The organism is Salinispora pacifica CNR114, from assembly GCF_000514775.1.
GTDB lineage: Bacteria > Actinomycetota > Actinomycetes > Mycobacteriales > Micromonosporaceae > Micromonospora > Micromonospora pacifica.
The window spans coordinates 1-16235 of sequence record NZ_AZWO01000064.1 but is presented as its reverse complement, the minus strand read 5'-3'; the positions used below and the strand labels follow the sequence as shown (position 1 = coordinate 16235).

General features: G+C 67.0%; 16 protein-coding genes and 2 pseudogenes. 12 read left to right on the top strand and 6 right to left on the bottom strand.

The window, feature by feature from the left end; all coding sequences use genetic code 11:
• Together B118_RS33280 and B118_RS0124205 are read left to right on the top strand one after the other, a co-directional pair.
• Nucleotides 1-200 (top strand): hypothetical protein (locus tag B118_RS33280; RefSeq protein ID WP_238324145.1); only part of this gene is annotated, 200 nt, incomplete at its 5' end.
• Between the two features lie 203 nt (nucleotides 201-403).
• Complete coding sequence (locus B118_RS0124205) at nucleotides 404-655, top strand: hypothetical protein (RefSeq protein ID WP_018813157.1); 252 nt, start codon at nucleotides 404-406, stop codon at nucleotides 653-655.
• Between the two features lie 329 nt (nucleotides 656-984).
• On the opposite strand, the pseudogene B118_RS0124200 reads toward B118_RS0124205, so the two are convergent.
• A pseudogene (locus tag B118_RS0124200) lies at nucleotides 985-1800 on the bottom strand (tyrosine-type recombinase/integrase); the annotation flags it as partial.
• Nucleotides 1801-2281: 481 nt separating this feature from the next.
• Here B118_RS0124200 and B118_RS0124195 point away from each other — a divergent pair.
• A complete protein-coding gene (locus B118_RS0124195; RefSeq protein ID WP_196230359.1) occupies nucleotides 2282-3112 on the top strand; it encodes an ETX/MTX2 family pore-forming toxin in 831 nt (276 codons plus the stop codon).
• Here B118_RS0124195 and B118_RS31205 read toward each other — a convergent pair.
• The 3 genes from B118_RS31205 to B118_RS0124175 all read right to left on the bottom strand — a co-directional run bounded on the left by B118_RS31205 (nucleotide 3028) and on the right by B118_RS0124175 (nucleotide 6512).
• A complete protein-coding gene (locus B118_RS31205) occupies nucleotides 3028-3738 on the bottom strand; it encodes a transposase (RefSeq protein WP_238324144.1) in 711 nt (236 codons plus the stop codon). The genes B118_RS0124195 and B118_RS31205 overlap by 85 nt on opposite strands.
• Before the next feature lie 374 nt (nucleotides 3739-4112).
• Nucleotides 4113-4832: a PaeR7I family type II restriction endonuclease gene (locus B118_RS0124180; RefSeq protein WP_018222513.1), complete on the bottom strand. Its 720-nt coding sequence runs from the start codon at nucleotides 4830-4832 to the stop codon at nucleotides 4113-4115.
• Nucleotides 4833-4835: 3 nt separating this feature from the next.
• The gene (locus tag B118_RS0124175) at nucleotides 4836-6512 is read right to left on the bottom strand and encodes an HsdM family class I SAM-dependent methyltransferase (protein WP_028193622.1); all 1677 of its coding nucleotides are present in this window, start codon (nucleotides 6510-6512) and stop codon (nucleotides 4836-4838) included.
• 97 nt (nucleotides 6513-6609) lie between these two features.
• Here B118_RS0124175 and B118_RS32025 point away from each other — a divergent pair, with 97 nt between their 5' ends.
• The gene (locus B118_RS32025; protein WP_155256602.1) at nucleotides 6610-6930 is read left to right on the top strand and encodes a hypothetical protein; all 321 of its coding nucleotides are present in this window, start codon (nucleotides 6610-6612) and stop codon (nucleotides 6928-6930) included.
• 224 nt (nucleotides 6931-7154) lie between these two features.
• On the opposite strand, the gene B118_RS0124165 is transcribed toward B118_RS32025, so the two are convergent.
• Nucleotides 7155-7712 carry a CGNR zinc finger domain-containing protein gene (locus B118_RS0124165; RefSeq protein ID WP_028185653.1) on the bottom strand — a complete coding sequence of 186 codons (558 nt, stop codon included), beginning with the start codon at nucleotides 7710-7712 and terminating at the stop codon, nucleotides 7155-7157.
• Between the two features lie 112 nt (nucleotides 7713-7824).
• Here B118_RS0124165 and B118_RS0124160 point away from each other — a divergent pair, with 112 nt between their 5' ends.
• The 7 genes from B118_RS0124160 to B118_RS0124125 all read left to right on the top strand — a co-directional run bounded on the left by B118_RS0124160 (nucleotide 7825) and on the right by B118_RS0124125 (nucleotide 14586).
• Nucleotides 7825-8289, top strand: a complete 465-nt coding sequence (locus tag B118_RS0124160) for a VOC family protein (RefSeq protein WP_028193621.1) — start codon at nucleotides 7825-7827, stop codon at nucleotides 8287-8289.
• An 80-nt stretch (nucleotides 8290-8369) separates the two neighbouring features.
• Nucleotides 8370-9284 carry a pyridoxamine 5'-phosphate oxidase family protein gene (locus B118_RS0124155; protein ID WP_028193620.1) on the top strand — a complete coding sequence of 305 codons (915 nt, stop codon included), beginning with the start codon at nucleotides 8370-8372 and terminating at the stop codon, nucleotides 9282-9284.
• Nucleotides 9281-9472 carry a ferredoxin gene (locus B118_RS0124150; RefSeq protein ID WP_018222518.1) on the top strand — a complete coding sequence of 64 codons (192 nt, stop codon included), beginning with the start codon at nucleotides 9281-9283 and terminating at the stop codon, nucleotides 9470-9472. The genes B118_RS0124155 and B118_RS0124150 overlap by 4 nt, the downstream gene beginning before the upstream one ends.
• The gene (locus B118_RS0124145; RefSeq protein ID WP_028193619.1) at nucleotides 9469-10695 is read left to right on the top strand and encodes an NAD(P)/FAD-dependent oxidoreductase; all 1227 of its coding nucleotides are present in this window, start codon (nucleotides 9469-9471) and stop codon (nucleotides 10693-10695) included. Before B118_RS0124150 ends, B118_RS0124145 begins: the two co-directional genes overlap by 4 nt.
• Nucleotides 10696-11077: 382 nt before the next feature.
• The gene (locus tag B118_RS0124140) at nucleotides 11078-12307 is read left to right on the top strand and encodes a glycosyltransferase 87 family protein (RefSeq protein WP_238324143.1); all 1230 of its coding nucleotides are present in this window, start codon (nucleotides 11078-11080) and stop codon (nucleotides 12305-12307) included.
• Between the two features lie 134 nt (nucleotides 12308-12441).
• Nucleotides 12442-13755 (top strand): right-handed parallel beta-helix repeat-containing protein, encoded by a 1314-nt coding sequence (locus B118_RS0124130; protein ID WP_028193617.1) that lies wholly within the window; start codon nucleotides 12442-12444, stop codon nucleotides 13753-13755.
• A gap of 330 nt (nucleotides 13756-14085) precedes the next feature.
• Nucleotides 14086-14586, top strand: coding sequence for a hypothetical protein (locus tag B118_RS0124125; RefSeq protein WP_018813145.1), 501 nt, complete (start codon nucleotides 14086-14088; stop codon nucleotides 14584-14586).
• A gap of 4 nt (nucleotides 14587-14590) precedes the next feature.
• Here the strand turns inward: B118_RS0124125 and B118_RS0124120 are convergent, their stop codons facing one another.
• Complete coding sequence (locus tag B118_RS0124120) at nucleotides 14591-15145, bottom strand: GNAT family N-acetyltransferase (protein WP_028185657.1); 555 nt, start codon at nucleotides 15143-15145, stop codon at nucleotides 14591-14593.
• A gap of 322 nt (nucleotides 15146-15467) precedes the next feature.
• On the opposite strand from B118_RS0124120, the pseudogene B118_RS0124115 reads away from it, so the two are divergent.
• Nucleotides 15468-16235: pseudogene (locus B118_RS0124115) on the top strand (right-handed parallel beta-helix repeat-containing protein); the annotation flags it as partial.

Here is a 16235-nt window from a genome sequence, read left to right as displayed (position 1 = left end):
CCGTATGGATGTTCCGGCGCGTCGCGGCGTACGCCCTACCACGGAATGGTGGTTCCGAACAGGTTCGAGCTGTCCGCTATGAAGTAGCGGACATTCAAACCGTCAACGGACGTCCAAAAATCATTCGTCGATATGAGTTGTCGACTATGGATACGCTACTAAAATTGTTCGGGCTGATCAGTGATCACGAGCATCGGTGACGGGGGCCTCCGTGCGGGGGTCGTGGCCCTCGGTCGCGCACCATCGCCGCCTGCAACCGGGCGAAGATCCATCGACACACCCCCGAGAAGTCTTCCCATCTGTTCATACGTGTGTTCGACTAGCAAACCCTGACCGGCACTCACCGGAGGTCTTCGACAGCGTGAACTACCCCTCCCACCCCCACCCCCACCGTCGCCCCGCCATGCCACTGGTTGCCCGCGCGGCGAACGCCGCCACCGCCGCCTACCAGCGCGCAATGACCAGCAAGCGCGAACGCCTGTACCAGCAGGAGATATACCGGCTCCGGCGGGAGGTCAGGCGACTGAGAGACGAGGTCGGGCGCCGCGCCGTCGAGGGGGCAGGCGATGTCGTTAGGTTGCCATCGGCTGAGACGTTGCGGGCGGCGCGCAACCTGGCCCGGAAGGTCATCGACGCGGAGCGCGAGCGCGGTTGAGGACAATTTTGAGGACACAACCGCTATGCGAACGTGGCGGAAGTGGTCTACGTAAGGGAACAAACATGCAGGTGGAGAGTGGGTTCACGTAGTCGCATTCGCACGTGCATCAACGATCACCATGCCCTCGTAATGCGTAGGTCGACGGTTCGATTCCATCAGGCGGCGCAAAGTGAGGCCCTGACCAGCAGAAATGTTGGTCAGGGCCTTATGTTTAGCTATCTAGTTTTGAATCACCCCCCGAAAACCCCCAGAAACGCGCGAGCGCGACCAGGTTCGCCAGCGGGGCGATGTGTCGGCTTTGGGCCGCTGGTGGCTGTCCGCGCGGCCTACGCGGCCGGGCGCCGCGCATGATCACGGCGCTTGTTGGCGGTAGCCGTCCGGCCGGCACCAAGCTGTTCGAGGATGTCGGAGCTGTCCGGGGCGACGGCGGGTTTCTGGATGTAGTGCTTCTTGGTGACCTGCTCGGTGGCGTGTCCGAGTTGGCTAGCAGCGTCCTTGGTGCTGGCCACATTGTCGATGAGCGTGGCGACGGTCTTGCGGAAGGTGTGCGGGGTGACCCACTCGAGGCCGGTGTCGGCGCGGGCTTGCTGCCACTGGCGGCGAACGTTCTGTGGGGACAGCCAGGTCCCACGCCGGGAGGCGAAGATGGCGTCGTGCGGGTTGTCGACCGCCGTGACCTTGCGGGCCAGCAGCATCCCGACCGCGAACCGGGGCAGGACAACGGTGCGGTATCCGGCGTCGCTCTTCGTCCACTCCTGCCGGAAGAAGCCCTTGCCCTTCAGGTAGACGATCGTGCCCGAGATGGTCAGGGTCGGGCGTTCGGCGGCGAGGTCCACGTCTTCCCACCGAACCCCCAGGATCTCGCCGATGCGGGCGCCGGTGGCGAGCATGAGGTCGACGATGTCGCCCAGGTCGCCGGTGGGACGAGGCCCCGACTTGCCGGGGATGGGCTCCTGCCACTTTTGGATGGCCGCGCGGACGCCGTCCAGTTGCTCCCCATCGAGTGCGCGAACCTTGCGGCGGCGGGGGTTACGTAGTCGAGCGGTGTCGCGGACGGGGTTGTTTGTCAGCGCGCCTCGGCGTACCGCCAGGGCAAACATCTGCCCGAGGACGACCTTGGCGCCTTTGGCCGCTGCGTGCCTCCCGACACAACACCCGAGGTCACAGCCCCGCAGACCCCGCATCAGCAGACCGTGAGCCAAGTCGGGTCTCAACAGACATTCAAGATCGTACTAAGTGTTCTCAGTAGCGAGCCGTGAGAATTACTGTACTGACAGTAGTAAATCTGATGGTTGTGGCCTGTCTCTCCGGGCGGAGGGGCGCATCTATCGCATCGTCACGGGTGAGGCACCCCCGTTGTTCTGGGAGAATGGCTCGTGGTGTGGTACATCATCGCCAGTTCGTGCGGCGCGGACAGGAATATTGGACATCGTGCATCGAAGCGGCTATGGTGTTCCCCTGATAGTCAGGTCGATCGATCGACTGAACGGATCGACAACCCTGTTCCATGAACAAGGGGAGGGGATCTCGATGCGTCGATAAACGTTGCGCGCCCGCGCCCGATACCGATCGCCCGCGTATCAGTACATAGTCGACGATCAGTTGTTCCGAGGAGGGCACGGTTTGAAAATGTCCAGAGCTCGAATGTTCGCTGCGTTGTCAATAAGCACAGTCGCCGCGGTGCTGATAGCGGCAGCCCCTGCACGGGCAGCAACGGTCACCAGTTTGGAGTCAATAATCGAGGACCAATCATACTACGTCTACTGGGGCGGTCTCCATAATATCCACACCTTCACACTCTCCCAGACGGAGAAGATCGCAGTTCCGGTAGGCACGCCCACGATCGTCCAGGGCGAACGGTACTATCTGGGTTGCGCGGTACTGACCAACAACACGTCCATTGACCAGACGTTGAAGAGTAACTCGTTCAGCAGGACAAGAACCAACATCGTGTCGACCACCGTCGCCACCGGTGTGTCCACCACCTTCGAGGTTTCGGGAACCTTCGAGTTCTCGAAGGTGGTGAACTTCGGAACGAAAAAATCGACCACGATCTCCTATCAAGAATCGACCACCCAGACCACGAGGCTCGACGACAGGCACACCGCACCGTCGCAGAGCGTCCTTGTGCCCGCCGGAACAACCCGGTACGTCGTCGCGTCGCTGACGCCAGCCACCTACACCGGCAACCTGGCCCTCAACACCAGCTTCCAGGGGAACTTCTGGGGAACGCAAATCATGTTGGGAGGCCCCCGCAGCTTTGACCTCTACGACTTCCTGACCGAAGCGAAGAGCAAGGGCACCACCCTTCCCTCCGGCTTCTCACTCAACACCTCCAAGAAGACCCTGGACTTCCAGGGAGCCGGGACCTACACGCTGGAGGTCGGCGTGAACTTCTCGGTCGAGGTGTCAGAAACGTTGCCGTCCCACATGGCGAAGGGGTCATGCGTATGACGCCACGCAGTCAGACGGGCCGGTTCGCGACCTGCCCCTGGCGAATCTTCATCACGAGTGCGTCGATGAAATGCCACCGGATAGACCCGGTCCAGGGGCCGTTGCCGCCACGCTTCCATCTCCTCCAGCACGCTGTCGGTGACCCGGCTGATCAACTCTCGGGACACGTCGGCGTCATACACATCCGCCAGATGCGCGGCAATCTCCCCGGTGGTCAACCCTTTGGGGTACAGCGACAGGATCGCCTCGTTGAACCCGTCCAACCTGCGGACATGCTTGGGCACGATCCGCGGGGCGAACGACCCCGCCCGGTCCCGAGGGACCTGGATCCGTACCGGCCCGACCTCGGTCCGCACCGTCTTCCCCCCGTGCCCATTGCGAACGTTGCTCCGCCGGCCGGTCGCCTCGTCGACGCCGACCTCGTCGAGGTGGGCATCCAGTTCGGCGTCGAGCGCTGATTCCAGGACCGTGCGGGTGACCCCAGCGAGGAGCCCACCCGGGGGCGACCAACGACACTCCGTCGGCCTTGGCCCGCTCGACCAGCTGCTGCGCGAACTCCACCTCCGCCGCCGTCGGCTGCAGAAGCTGAACTGATCCCCCTGGCATCTACCCCTTCGCTTCGGCATATCGATGGATAGTGGTTAGTCCCGCCGCTGAGTATGTCGGCGTAGCACTGGTCATCGGACTCACGATCCTCGTCCTAGCGGCCACGGGCCGCAATCAGACCACAGTGCAGCCCACGGCAACGACAACCTAGAGCGGCCCCGGGTTCAGCCCGCCACCCCTCAGCTGGCTGAACCCGGGCCACCTCCACTGGCGATCGATGACGTGACGGACGAGGGGACGGATCCTGGTGCGGGCCAAGGCTGCTCTCACCCTCCCCGGCGCCATCCGGATCAGGCTGCCCCGCAGCGCAGCCATCCGTCCAACCGTCGCCTGGCGCAGGGCTGACCGGCACCGCACGGCATGGTGCGCAGCGCTGAGAGTCAGCACGTCGGCGCTACGCGCTACGCAATGCCTGCTTGGCGAACCTCACGCGAGCCTCGATCTGCGTCCACAAGGTCTCCGCGGTGGCCGTCGAGATCGGCTCGTCGTATCCGACGGTCTGGTTGGCATTGACCCAGGTGACGACCATCCAGCCGGCGTCGTACACCTTCTGCGAGATGAACCGCTCGATGGCGGTCGCGTACTGCGTCGCATAGGTCATGTCCTGGAACGCGGGGTCGATCGCCGGCACGCGCAACTGCCTCGGTGGAACCGGTTTGATCGGCACGCCGCTCTCGCAGTCGCGGTTGAACGTCATGCACCAGGCGGACCAGACACCGAGCGTACCGAAGGCCTTGGTCATCTCCTGGACGGTCTTGGCGTCGACGGAGCTGCCGATGGCCTCCTCGATGCGGTTGTTCGCGTTGTTGCCCGGGCTCGACGCCTGCGACTTCAGCTCGACGACGCCCACCAGGTGGCCCTTGTGCATCGCCACGACGTCCCAGTTCTTTGACCGGCGGAAGTAGCCGGGGACGACGCTGTCGATCGTAACCTCGTGCTCGGGGAGCCCAGCGTCGATGAACATCTGTTGGACGAACGCTGCGATGCTCTGCATGTGCCTGGCGTCGCGGGCTTGGGCCCCGGTGTCCGATTTCCCGTCGGCGGCGAGCTTGGCGACGGCGGCGTTCTTCGCCTTCCACCAGTTCTCCAGCAACGGCTGCACATCACGGGCCATGGGTCAGAACCCTTCGGTGAGTTCGTAGCTGGAGAGGTCGATGTCGTAGGCCTTGGCCGCGGCCTCCGTGGCCGCACGAATGTCCCGCCGGCGGAACGCGTCACGGAGCATGTCGGCTATGTCACCGGGGATTGCGTCGGGTGTCGGCACGCGGATCTGCTTGAGGTACTGCGCCTGGAACCGGAGGGTTCCCCCGCGCATCCGCACGCAGTAGGCCTCGATGAACGCCTGCGCGACCCGGGAGAGCAGCAACCCTCCGAGCACCTCCATGTCCCAGGTGTCGGAGACGACGTAGTAGAGGTTGTGGTGCGGGTAGTGGCCGCCGGTCTCCAGGACGGGATGGATATTGGTCTTCATGTCCTGGATCAGCAGCTTCGGCCTGTCCGTGACCGCGGCGTTCACCTTGTCGATGGTCCGGTACCAGGAGCCCGGTGCCTTCCTGGCGACGAAGCGGTCCTTCAGGCCCGGGTGCTTGCCGAGGTACGCGGCCATCCGGGGGTAGTCGGCGAGGTCGACCAGCCGGCCGTCGGCGTCCCACGGGTTCACCAGGTAGTTGCCCTGCCACGCGAACGAGCCGGTCATCAGGTCCTGTCGCATCGAGAGCGGAAGCATCCGATCCGGTTCGACGGCGTCGTAATTCTTGGTGACGTACGCCTTGTCCGCGCCGGTCGCGATCCCGATAGACACTCTGGTGCCGGTAGCCGGGTCATGGAGCGGGCCGAAGCGGTCGTTGAGTAGCTCGATCAGGGCGAGTCTGGCCGGGGATCCGGTCGGCCAGAAAGATCCGTTGTTGAACCAGTGCGGCAGTCGGTGCGCCTTGACACCGACGTCGAGAAAGTCGTGGAACGAGCTGTCCGAGGTGGCCTTCGCGAGTGCGAACGCCTGCGCCGCTCCGAAATCCGCGGTCGTGTCCGCGACGACCGCAGGGCCCTGTGGCCTGTTCGCGAGGACGGTGATCGCCGGGTAGGCGGACACCTGGGCCTCGAACGCATCGACGTCGTGCATCGTCCAGATGTGCTCGACCGAGTAGTGCGTCGCGACGAGCTCACGTAGCGCAGCGCCGTACTGGTTGCGCATCCACCTGTCGGCGCAGATGAAGCCGAGGCGGCCCGCCGGCTTGAGCATGGCGAGGCAGCGTTCGATGAAGCCGATGTAGATGTCCCCACGGCCGCGCATAGTTGACCAGGTCCGACGGTACGCGGCGGCGGTCACGTCGTCGAGGTCGTCGTAGCGGATGTAGGGCGGGTTGCCGATCGCGACATCGGCCTCGCGGTCTCCCATATCGTCGAGCAGGAAGTCAGCGTGCCGGACCCAGGTCGCGGCCAACGACGTCGCGGTCGGCTCTGCTGCGCCCGCGGCAACGAGGAGATCCCGGCACAGAGCCCGCGACGTACGAACGTGCTCGGGCTGGAGGTCGTAGGCACGGATCGAGTCAGCCAGCGTCGTGAGGTCTCGCCCGAGGGAGCTCGCGGAGGTGATCAGACGCTCGACGGCGGGCCCGAGAAATGCCCCCGAGCCACAGGAGGGTTCGATGAGGTAGGCGCCGCCGAGGTCGCGATCAGCCGTGTAGCCCGTGAGGTCGAGCAGCACGTCGACGACCCATCGCCTGGTGAACACCTCGCCGTAACTTACTGGGGAGACCGCGTCGCGCTCCAGAAACACCTGTTCGACTGCGCTCACTGTCACCCTCTGCTCGCCCGATTCATCACTTCAGCTCGTAAACGAGCGATGATCTCAGGTTACCCAGAGGGGCTGACATCGACGGGGAGGGCCATAGGTGTCGGAGGTCGCCGTGTCCCGCCGGTTGATCCGCACGGCTGCGGATCGCTCCCGGATGGGTGCGGGAGCGGGCGACCTGCTGTCCCGCATCCGTCCCGAGGAACGCGGCCTCCTCGTCAAGGCGGTACCGCGGGCTGCAGGCGAACATGAGTCGCTTGGACGCATTGCGCGGGTTGAGTTGGCGCGAGCTCAGCAACTGCTGATCTTCACTCGCGGAGGAATCAATGCACCGATCCGGCTGGGACATTTTCAGACAGCTGGTCTGCTGCTCCATGAGTTCGTTCACGACCTGCGAGAAGGGTGTTCGTCACCCTGGTAGTGAGAGCACCGCGGACGCTGCTCGGCGCCGCCGACTGGCTCGCCGTCGCTCTCGCGGTGGCCATCTGTCTGGCCCCCGCCGCCCGGTCTGGCGTGCGGTGGCTGCTACCGTCGGCCTGGTAGCCGAGGAAGGCCCGTCTGCGCAGCTCAACGTCAAATTCTGACAGCCGATGACAGGGCCAAGGTACTGCAGGAGGCGCGGTGCGGGCGCGAAGCGTCCGTCGCTCAATTGGCCGCGCGGCGGCTGCGGGCGTAGTGCCGGGCTGCCTTGGCCCGGTTCCCGCAGCCTGCCATCGAGCACCAGCGGCGATTGCCTTTCGGGCTGGTGTCCAGGAAGTGCAGGACACAGTCCGGGTGAGCGCAGCGTCGCAGCCGATCGGGGCGCTCGGTCAGAAGAGTGTGGTAGTTGTCCGCCGCGTGCCAGGCCGCCTGATGAACCGGGTCCTCGACCCACACCGCGGTTGTCGGACCGTCCTGCCCGACGCTACGTGTGACGTATCCCCAGGCGAGTACGGAGTTCAGGGTGGCGAGCGCCGTCGGGGAGGCCGGGTCGGTGATGTGTGCCCGTATCGCCTCGCGCGCGACGAGCAGGGCTTGGCGGGCCGGCTCGGTGGCCGGCCAGTGTGAGTGGTCATTGCTGGCGAGCCATAGTCGCGTTCCCGCAAGATCGCCGAGCAGGTCATGGGGGCCTTCGGCGTCCACCCAGGTCGTGTTGAGCAGGTCCAGACCGAGCGGCTCGCCGGTGAGCGGGCGTGGATCGCGCGGCGGACCGGTGGCACTCATGCGCGCCACTCTAACCGATGGAGGTGGGTTGACAGGTCAAATACTAACCCCTACGTTACCGTTCACAGGTTAGAGCGCTGCGGTTCTCGGCGCGCCGTTACGGAGGTGTCCCATGACCACGACCCCCACACCGACCACCCTGAAGACCGGGCACGTCGGGCTCAACGTCACCGACCTCGCCCGCTCGATCGACTTCTACCGAGCCGCGCTTGGGCTCGACCTGCAGGCCGAGGGCGCGGGGGAGGGGCGGCGCTGGGCGTTCCTCGGCCGGGACGGACACCCGCTCGTGACGCTCTGGCAGCAGTCAGACGGCCGCTTCCCCACCGAACGTCCCGGGCTGCACCATCTGTCCTTCCAGGTGGAGACGATCGCCGAGGTGCAGACCGTCCAAGCGACCCTGCGGGCGCTCGGTGTCGAGTTCGCGTACGACGGTGTCGTTCCCCACGGCGAGGGAGTGACCTCCGGCGGAGTGTTCTTCACCGACCCCGACGGCATCCGGCTTGAGGTGTACGCACCGACCGGGGTCGATGTGGTCGCCGTCCCGGTCAGCGGCGCCCCCACCTGCGGTTTTTTCTAAGCCGACCCCGCGTGCCGGGTCCGCTGCTCCGGGCCCGGCACCACCGCCCTGCCAAGCGACAGCGCCACAGAGAGGCTGCGATGGTCCACTACCACCCCGGGGAACTCGCCGCGCAGCGGCGGGCCGGAGTCGTCGAACAGGCGGAGCATTCCCGCCTTGGGATCGGCACGACGCTCCCGCCGCCGGCCGTGCAGTTCCTGGCCGAACAACCCATGATCGTCGTCGGTGCGGCGGACGACGGCGGGCGCATGTGGGCAAGCCTGCTCACCGGGCCGCCCGGTTTCATCAGCGCCTCCGACGAGCGGACCATCGACATCAGCGCCCGACCGATGCCTGGCGATCCGCTCGCCCCAGTGCTCGCCCACCCGACGGAGGTCGGCTCGATCGCTATTGAGCCCGGCACGCGGCGTCGGATGCGGCTCAACGGGATCAGCCACCCGATGCCCGGTGGGCTCCGGGTCCGGGCCGAGCAGGTCTATGCCAACTGCCCCAAATACATCCAGCAGCGGACCCCGCAGCGCGCCACCCACACCCGACCACCCACGCCACCCGTCATCAGCAAGACGCTCACGCCGACCCAGCAGGAGACCGTCCGGCGGGCCGACACCTTCTTCGTGGCCACCCGATCCGCGACGGGCGCGTGCGATGCCTCGCACCGAGGCGGCAACCCCGGCTTCACGCACGTGCTCTCACCCGACCGGTTGCGTTGGCCGGACTACGGCGGCAACGCGATGTTGATGACGCTGGGCAATCTCCAGCAGGACCCGACCGCCGGCGTGCTGCTGGTCGACTGGTCCTCCGCCACGACGTTGCACCTCACCGGCACCGCCGAGGTCGACTGGGATCCGGCTATCCCGATGCCCGGTGCACAGCGGACGGTCGACTTCCACGTGGAACGTGTTGTCCAGATCGACAACAACAGCCCCTTCACCTGGAGCGCGCCGAAATACTCACGCTTCAACCCCACCCTCGACCCGCAGGCGGACAAGCCATGACCGTGATCGTCGACCTCAACCTGTGCCAAAACCACGGACAGTGCGTGTACGCCGCACCCGAGGTGTTCGCCTTCGACGAGGAGGAAACCCTGACGTACCAGCCGGAGCCTCCGGAGTCGCAACACGACAGGGTGCGCGCCGCCGTCGCCGCCTGCCCCGTCCGCGCCATCCTGGTGAGCGAGCCATGAGCCCACTGCGCCGGGTGGTGGTGGTCGGTGCCTCACTCGCCGGGCTACGCGCCGCCGAGGCGCTGCGTCGATACGGCTACGCGGGTGAACTCGTGCTGGTCGGCGACGAGCCACACATGCCGTACGACCGGCCGCCGCTCACCAAGCAGTTCCTCAACGATGGGTGGCGACCCGAGCAGATCGCGCTGCCCATCCCACCGGGGCTCGACATCACGTGGCGGCTGGGAGTACCCGCCAGCGGACTCGACGTGGCCGACCGCGCGGTGCGGCTCGCTGACGGTGCGCGGCTCCACTACGACGGGGTGGTCCTCGCCACCGGCGCTCGCGCTCGGCCCTGGCCCGGCCACCCGGTACCCGCCGGCGTGCGCACCATCCGAGGGCTCGACGACGCGGCGGCGGTGGCCGAGGCGCTGTCCCGCACCCGTCGACTACTCATCGTCGGCGCCGGCTTTCTCGGCGGCGAGGTGGCCGCGGCGGCCAGAGCCCTCGGTGTCGCGGTGACACTCGTCGAGCACCAGGAATTTCCGCTGCTCGCGCAAACCGGCCCGCACGTCGGGCGGTTCGTGGCCGCCCTGCACCGGGCCAACGGCGTCGACCTACACCTCGGCTCGAGGGTGCAAGGTTTCACCAGCAACGGCCGGGGTGAGCTGACCGGAGCCGAGCTGACCGACGGAACCCAGGTCGAAGCGGGCCTGGCAGTCCTCGCGCTCGGCGCTACGCCGAACATCGAATGGCTCGCCGGGTCCGGCCTGGTCACCGACAGGGGGCTGGTCTGCGACGAGCACTGCCGGCCGCTCCGGGACGACCGATTGCCCGCGCCGGATGCGGTTGCCGCCGGCGATCTCACCCGCTGGCCACATCCGCTGGCGGGAAATGAGCTGATCTCACCCGGCCACTGGAGCAACACCGTCGAGCAGGCCACCGCCGCAGCGCGGGCCCTGCTGAAGCCCGACACGGCCCCCGCCTACCGGCCCGTGCCATCGTTCTGGTCAGACTTGTACGGGGTGCGAATCCGCTCGGTCGGGCTGCCGCACCTTGCCGACGCCAGCGAGGTGGTCGACCACGACCCCGCCGCACACCGCCTCATCGTCGCCTACCACCGGAACGGGCCACTCGTCGGCGCGCTCACCGCCAACCGCACCAGCCAGCTCGTTCCCTACCGTGCGGAAATCCAGCGTCACCTCGACAGTCGACGTACCCGCACGCGGTCGGTTCAGGACTGAGTGGTGCGTCGTTCCTCGGCTCCAGCGCTCGCGTGACGCTCTGGGACCCCCGGCCCAGGTGATCGGTGCGGAAGCGGTTGCGAAGATCGCAGCATCGACACCCGCGTTCCTCGATCCGATTTCGCCGGAGTTGCACATTCTCATCTGCCGCTGACGGCCGGGTTCCCGGGCTGACGCGGTATGTCTGCCAGGCGTAGCGCGGCGGGGCGGCGCAGTGGGGCACGCGCCTCTCGAAGCCATCGCAGCGAACGCATCACCGTCGGGTTTGATCGGTGGCAGCGGTGTCAAACCCCGGGTTGACCCGAAGATCGCACTCTGGAGTGACGATCCGGACCTGCGGCCTGCAGAGACTTGCACTACTCCGATGTGGAAGGCGCAGGAAATGAGCAAAACCCCGTTACTACCTCAGCCGCTTTCCCTGCCCACGGCCCGGCGGCGGTCACTCGGTCTGGCCGGGACCGGGCCGTGGCTACTGCTGTGGGCGGGGTGCGCCGTGGCGGCGTTGCTCCTGGCTGCGGTCACCGACCAGGAGCCGCACCAGGTCTGGGGGCGCTGCGCCTTCTTTGGCTACGCCGTGGCCGGGGCCCTGGCCGTCGGCGGTTCGAGGGGACTGCGCCGGGCTGCGCCGTACGTCGCGGCGGTGGGTGCGGCCCTCGTACCCATGGTGTGGCTGGTCGCGCACCGGCAGGGGCAGCTCGAGGTCGATGTCGTGCACCAGTCGGGCGTGCTGCTGCTGCACACCGGCAGCCCGTACCTGCCCGAGCCAACCCTGCTTGAGGACCACAACCCGTACCTGCCGGGGATGGCGCTGTTCGGGCTGCCGTACGCCCTGCTCGGCGAGCACCCGATGACCGATGCCCGCTGGGGGTTCGCGTTGGTCTTCGGTCTCGCCCTGGCGGTGGCCGCCCGGGTAGCCCTCGGCCACTGCGCGCCCCGGGCCCTCGCGCTCCTGGCCGCTCTTCCGCTGCTGGCCCTGCCGCTGGCCACCGGGGGCATCGACCTGCCGGTCACGGCGCTGATGTGCCTCGCCCTCGCGACCGCCGCCGCGGGCCGTCCCGCGGCGACCGGGCTGGCCGCCGGCGCGGCGGCAGCGATGAAGTGGACGGCCTGGCCCGTACTGGCGGTGGTGCTGGTTCTGCTCGCGGTGCGCCGGGGCGGGCGGGTCGCGTCGGGCGCGGGCGCCGTGGCCGCCGTGGTCCTCGCCGTCCTGACGGTTCCGAGCTTCCTCGCCTCGCCGGGAGCCTTCGTTGAACATGTTCTGCGCTATCCGCTGGGAGCGGGTCGGGTCGCCTCGCCCGCCGCGAGTCCGTTGCCCGGGCACCTTGTCGCCACGCTGTTGCCGGGCGGGCGCCTGCTCGCCCTGGTACTGCTTGGCTCAGCCGCGGTGGCCATCGCCGTCGCGCTGGTGACGAGGCCACCGCGGACGCTGGTCGCCGCCGCCGACCAGCTTGCCTTCGCCCTCGCGGTGGCCATCTGTCTGGCCCCCGCCACCCGATTCGGCTACCTCCTGATGCCGTTGACCATCGCCGTGTGGTTCCGTCTGCATCCCGGCTCTCCGTGGGTGCACGGCACCACTACGCCCGGTCTAGGTCCTTATACACGAATTGAGTAGATTATTCCGAGTTGTAGTTGATCGATGTCGGTGTCGGTCTAGCGTGCGGATGGTTGCTACCACCGGCCTGGTAGCCGAGGAAACCCGTGCCTTCGGGCTCCTCGTCGTTCACGGGGAAGGGCACCAGCACCGCGATGAATCATCAGCGCCACGCGACCGGAGTCAGTTCGGAGCAACCCGGCGAAGGTCGGGCGAGGTCACGGTGGCGGGCTGCCGGGCTGGCCGGAGCAGCCGGCCTCGCGCTTACCGCCGCCGTCGCCACCGGCATCACCATCCCCGGCGTGGACGTTGTCGGCCGCGCCAGCGCCGATGACCAGCTCGGAAAGCCGAAGGGTACGCCGGTGCGCTGTGACACGGGTCGGTTGATCGCCGAGATCACCCGAGCCAACGCCCAGGGCGGTGCCGTGCTCGACCTCACCGCGGGCTGTACCTATCTGCTCACCGCGGACCTCGACGGTGCCGGTCTGCCCGCGATCACCACGCCGATCACCCTCAACGGCGGTAGGAACACCACCCTCAAACGCTCCGCCGCGGCCGACGAATTCAGAATCCTCAGCGTCGAGGCCAACGGTCGACTCACCCTGAATCACCTTACCGTCACCGGTGGGAAGATATCCGGCGACACCGACGGCGGCGGGATCCTCATCAATCCGGGTGGCGGTGCCACTATCAAAAATAGCAAGATTGTCGAAAATGTGTCCAGTGAGGGCGATGCCGGCGGGATTGCAAACCTTGGTGGTGCTCTCCACATCGAACACTCGGTCGTCAGCAGGAATACCGCGGCGAACATCGGTGGCGCCATCTTCAGTATCGGCGCGATCTCCATCAACAAGTCACGGTTCGAGGCGAACACCGCGCTGACTGGCGGAGCCCTGACCGTCAGTGGTCAACTGACGGTTACCCGGAGCGAGCTGGTCGGTCACCAGGCCGCCGAGGGCGGGGCCATCTTCATCCTTGGTGGGACGACCGGCACCATCGCCGACACGCGCTTCGCGGAGAACGCGATAACGGGCTTTGGTGGCTCCGCCATCGCCGGTGGGCCTCTCCAGCTCACGGTTTCCCGGGTCACCGTCGCCAACAACACCGCAACCGGCGGTGGTCAGGGGGCGATCTTTCTGCAAGGTGGAGCCGCGCTCGTCGAGGACAGCGTCATCAAGAACAATGTCGGAGTTGACGGTGGCGGCGTGCACAACCTCGGCACGTTGACGCTCCTGCGTACGAAGGTCACCGGTAATCAGGCCACCGAATCGGGTGGCGGAATCTTCAACGGTGCGAGCGGCTCACTCACCCTGCTGCGCGCGAAGGTCACCGAGAACCTCGCCGGCGTCGACGGCGGCGGCATCTTCAACGAGGTGGGCGGCACGGTCGATCTCTCCACTGCCACCGGCACCACTGTCGCCAAGAATCGACCAGACAACTGCGTGAACGTTCCCGACTGCTCCGGGTGACCTCCACCGTGCCCTACTGGCCGCCGGGTGGCAGGACTTCGGGTGGACTGACGGGCCGCTGGGTCCGTTGGTGTCGCCGGGCTGTTCGAAGGGCTGCGGGGTCAACCCCCGGTGTCGGGCCGCACACCAGACCCCGGCACGCTATTTCAAAGTTCTATTCGTGTTAATGTTCGTTTGGGTCTAATGTCGGCTTCATAGCGGGTAGTTTTTCGGCGGACACCGGCGGCGGGGTGCATAACGTCAGAGAACTGGTGATTCGGGCCTGCGGGGCAGGGATTGGCTCGACCCTTGTGGCCCGAAACGGCTCGTCCGGGCCGTTAGGCTCCCGACATGACCGATCTACCGCTCGTTGAGGACGCGTTCGCAGTGCCGGAGGCGTTTGTCGCCCACGGGTTGAGGCTTGAGTTGCTCGGGCCGCAGCACAACGAGGCGGATCACGCCGCCTGGATGTCGAGTATCGCGCACATCCGGTCAACGCCGGGCTTCGACCGGGGTTGGCCGCCGGCGGCCGGGATGACGCTCGCCGAGAACCGCGCGGACCTGGTGGGGCATGCGCAGCGGTCGCGACAGCGGGTGGACTTCGCGTACTCGGTCATCGAGATCGCCACCGGGGATGTGGTCGGCTGCGTCTATTTTGAGCCGTCGCCGATGGGGGAGGGGGAGGTGACGGCCTCGTCGTGGGTGACCGCTGCGCGAGCGGAACTGGATCCTCCGCTGACCGAGATCGTGGGGGCCTGGCTGCGAGACGTGTGGCCGTTCGCGGTCGTCCACTACCGCCGTGGCGAGGTGCCGGTGACGATTCGTCCGAGCCCCGAACAGCCGGTGGGGTAGGGGTTTACGGCTGGTGGCGCCACTCCGCAGCCAGCAGGGCGTACGTGTAACCGTCCACCCAGCCCAACTCGGCGTGCCAGGAGTCGCCGACGCCGTGCTGCTCCCGACGCATGCCGAGCTTTTCGAGGAGGCGCACCGAGGGGAGATTGTCCGCGTAGCAGCCAGCGGTGATCCGACGTACGCCCAGCCGGTCGAAGGAGTACGCGACCATCGCGGCGACCGCCTCGGTCGCGTAGCCGTGGCCGCCGTACCCCGGGTCGAAGCTGTAGCCGATCTCGGCCTCCGTGTTCGGCGGAGTGCCGGGCTGCCCCATGCTGTCGCGTACGTCGAGCGAGACCGTCCCGATGACGACACCGTCGCGGGCCACCGCCACACTGTGGTCGTTGGGGTCGTCCGCTGACCGTCGCCACCTCGCCCGGAAGGCGGCAGGATCGGCCTTGGGGCGCAGTAGCCAGCGGCCGACCTCCGGCAGGTTGCGGTACTCCAGGATGCGGTCGATGTCGTCTTCGCGTACCGGCCGAAGCTCGAGGCGTTCGGTCCGGAGGTTCGTGCTTGCCACGACACAGGACAGTAGCGAACGACGCGTCGCTGGTGAGGTGTGCCGGTCTGGCTGGGCTCATGAGTCGTATTCGTCACTGCATACGTCGCTCTGCCCGGCTTGGGCATATCTTTCGCGTTCATGTTTGTTTGGGTCTGGTGTCGGTTTAGGTTGCGGGTGGCTGCTACCGCCGTTCGGTAGCCGAGGGCGGCCCCCGTTGGCGCGGGTGGTGGGTCCTTGTCGTTCGCGGGGGAAGGGCATCGAGTTCACGATGAGGTATCAGGACCACACCCAGGGGCCGGTACGGCCGGGCGGGGGTCGGGCGAGGTCGCGGTGGTGGGCGGTGGGTTTGGCCGGGGTGACCGGTCTGGCTCTGGGCACCGTTGGTGTCGCTGTCGGCCCGGCCGTTGGCGCGCTCGGGAGCCCGCTGGCCGCCGCTGATGATCGTGGTGGTGACCGCGGCACACCGGACGCGGGCAAGCACGACGAGGCCAGGTACGACGACAGGGCCACGCATGGCGAGAAGGCCAAGGGCGGCGCGAAGGGCAAGCACGACGAGGGCAAGGGCAAGCGGGACGACAAGGGCGGGGGTTCGGGGAAGAAGCCGCGGGGGATTCCGGTCCCGTGTGACGCGGATGCGTTGATCGCGCAGATCACCCTGGCCAACGCCCGTGGTGGTGCGGTGCTTGACCTGGCCGAGGACTGCACCTATCTGCTCACCTTCGACATCGACGGTGCGGGGCTGCCGGCGATCGTCACCCCGATCACGCTCAACGGCGGCAAGCACACCACCATCGAACGGGCTGCCGCGGTGGAGGAGTTCCGGATCTTCACCGTTGATGTCGGCGGTGACCTCACCCTCAACAAGCTGACCGTCACCGGCGGACAGACCGACGAGGACGGCGGCGGGATCCTGGTCAACGCCGGTGGCGCGTTGACCACCAACCACAGCGCCATCACCCGCAACATCGCCGGCGGCTCGGGGGGTGGCATCGCCAACTCCGGCACGACCCGGGTCAAGTACTCCACCGTCGACCGCAACACCGCCGCCGCAGCAGGTGGCGGCATCTACAACACCGGCCTACTGGAGATCGTCAAGTCCCACATCGAC

Coding starts and splice junctions, on each gene's coding strand:
- B118_RS0124140 (WP_238324143.1), top strand. CDS start 11,078: ATGAGCAAAACCCCGTTACTACCTCAGCCGCTTTCCCTGCCCACGGCC.
- B118_RS0124130 (WP_028193617.1), top strand. CDS start 12,442: ATGAATCATCAGCGCCACGCGACCGGAGTCAGTTCGGAGCAACCCGGC.
- B118_RS0124125 (WP_018813145.1), top strand. CDS start 14,086: ATGACCGATCTACCGCTCGTTGAGGACGCGTTCGCAGTGCCGGAGGCG.
- B118_RS0124155 (WP_028193620.1), top strand. CDS start 8,370: ATGGTCCACTACCACCCCGGGGAACTCGCCGCGCAGCGGCGGGCCGGA.
- B118_RS0124165 (WP_028185653.1), bottom strand. CDS start 7,712: ATGAGTGCCACCGGTCCGCCGCGCGATCCACGCCCGCTCACCGGCGAG.
- B118_RS31205 (WP_238324144.1), bottom strand. CDS start 3,738: ATGCCGAAGCGAAGGGGTAGATGCCAGGGGGATCAGTTCAGCTTCTGC.
- B118_RS0124145 (WP_028193619.1), top strand. CDS start 9,469: ATGAGCCCACTGCGCCGGGTGGTGGTGGTCGGTGCCTCACTCGCCGGG.
- B118_RS0124150 (WP_018222518.1), top strand. CDS start 9,281: ATGACCGTGATCGTCGACCTCAACCTGTGCCAAAACCACGGACAGTGC.
- B118_RS0124205 (WP_018813157.1), top strand. CDS start 404: ATGCCACTGGTTGCCCGCGCGGCGAACGCCGCCACCGCCGCCTACCAG.
- B118_RS0124180 (WP_018222513.1), bottom strand. CDS start 4,832: ATGGCCCGTGATGTGCAGCCGTTGCTGGAGAACTGGTGGAAGGCGAAG.
- B118_RS0124160 (WP_028193621.1), top strand. CDS start 7,825: ATGACCACGACCCCCACACCGACCACCCTGAAGACCGGGCACGTCGGG.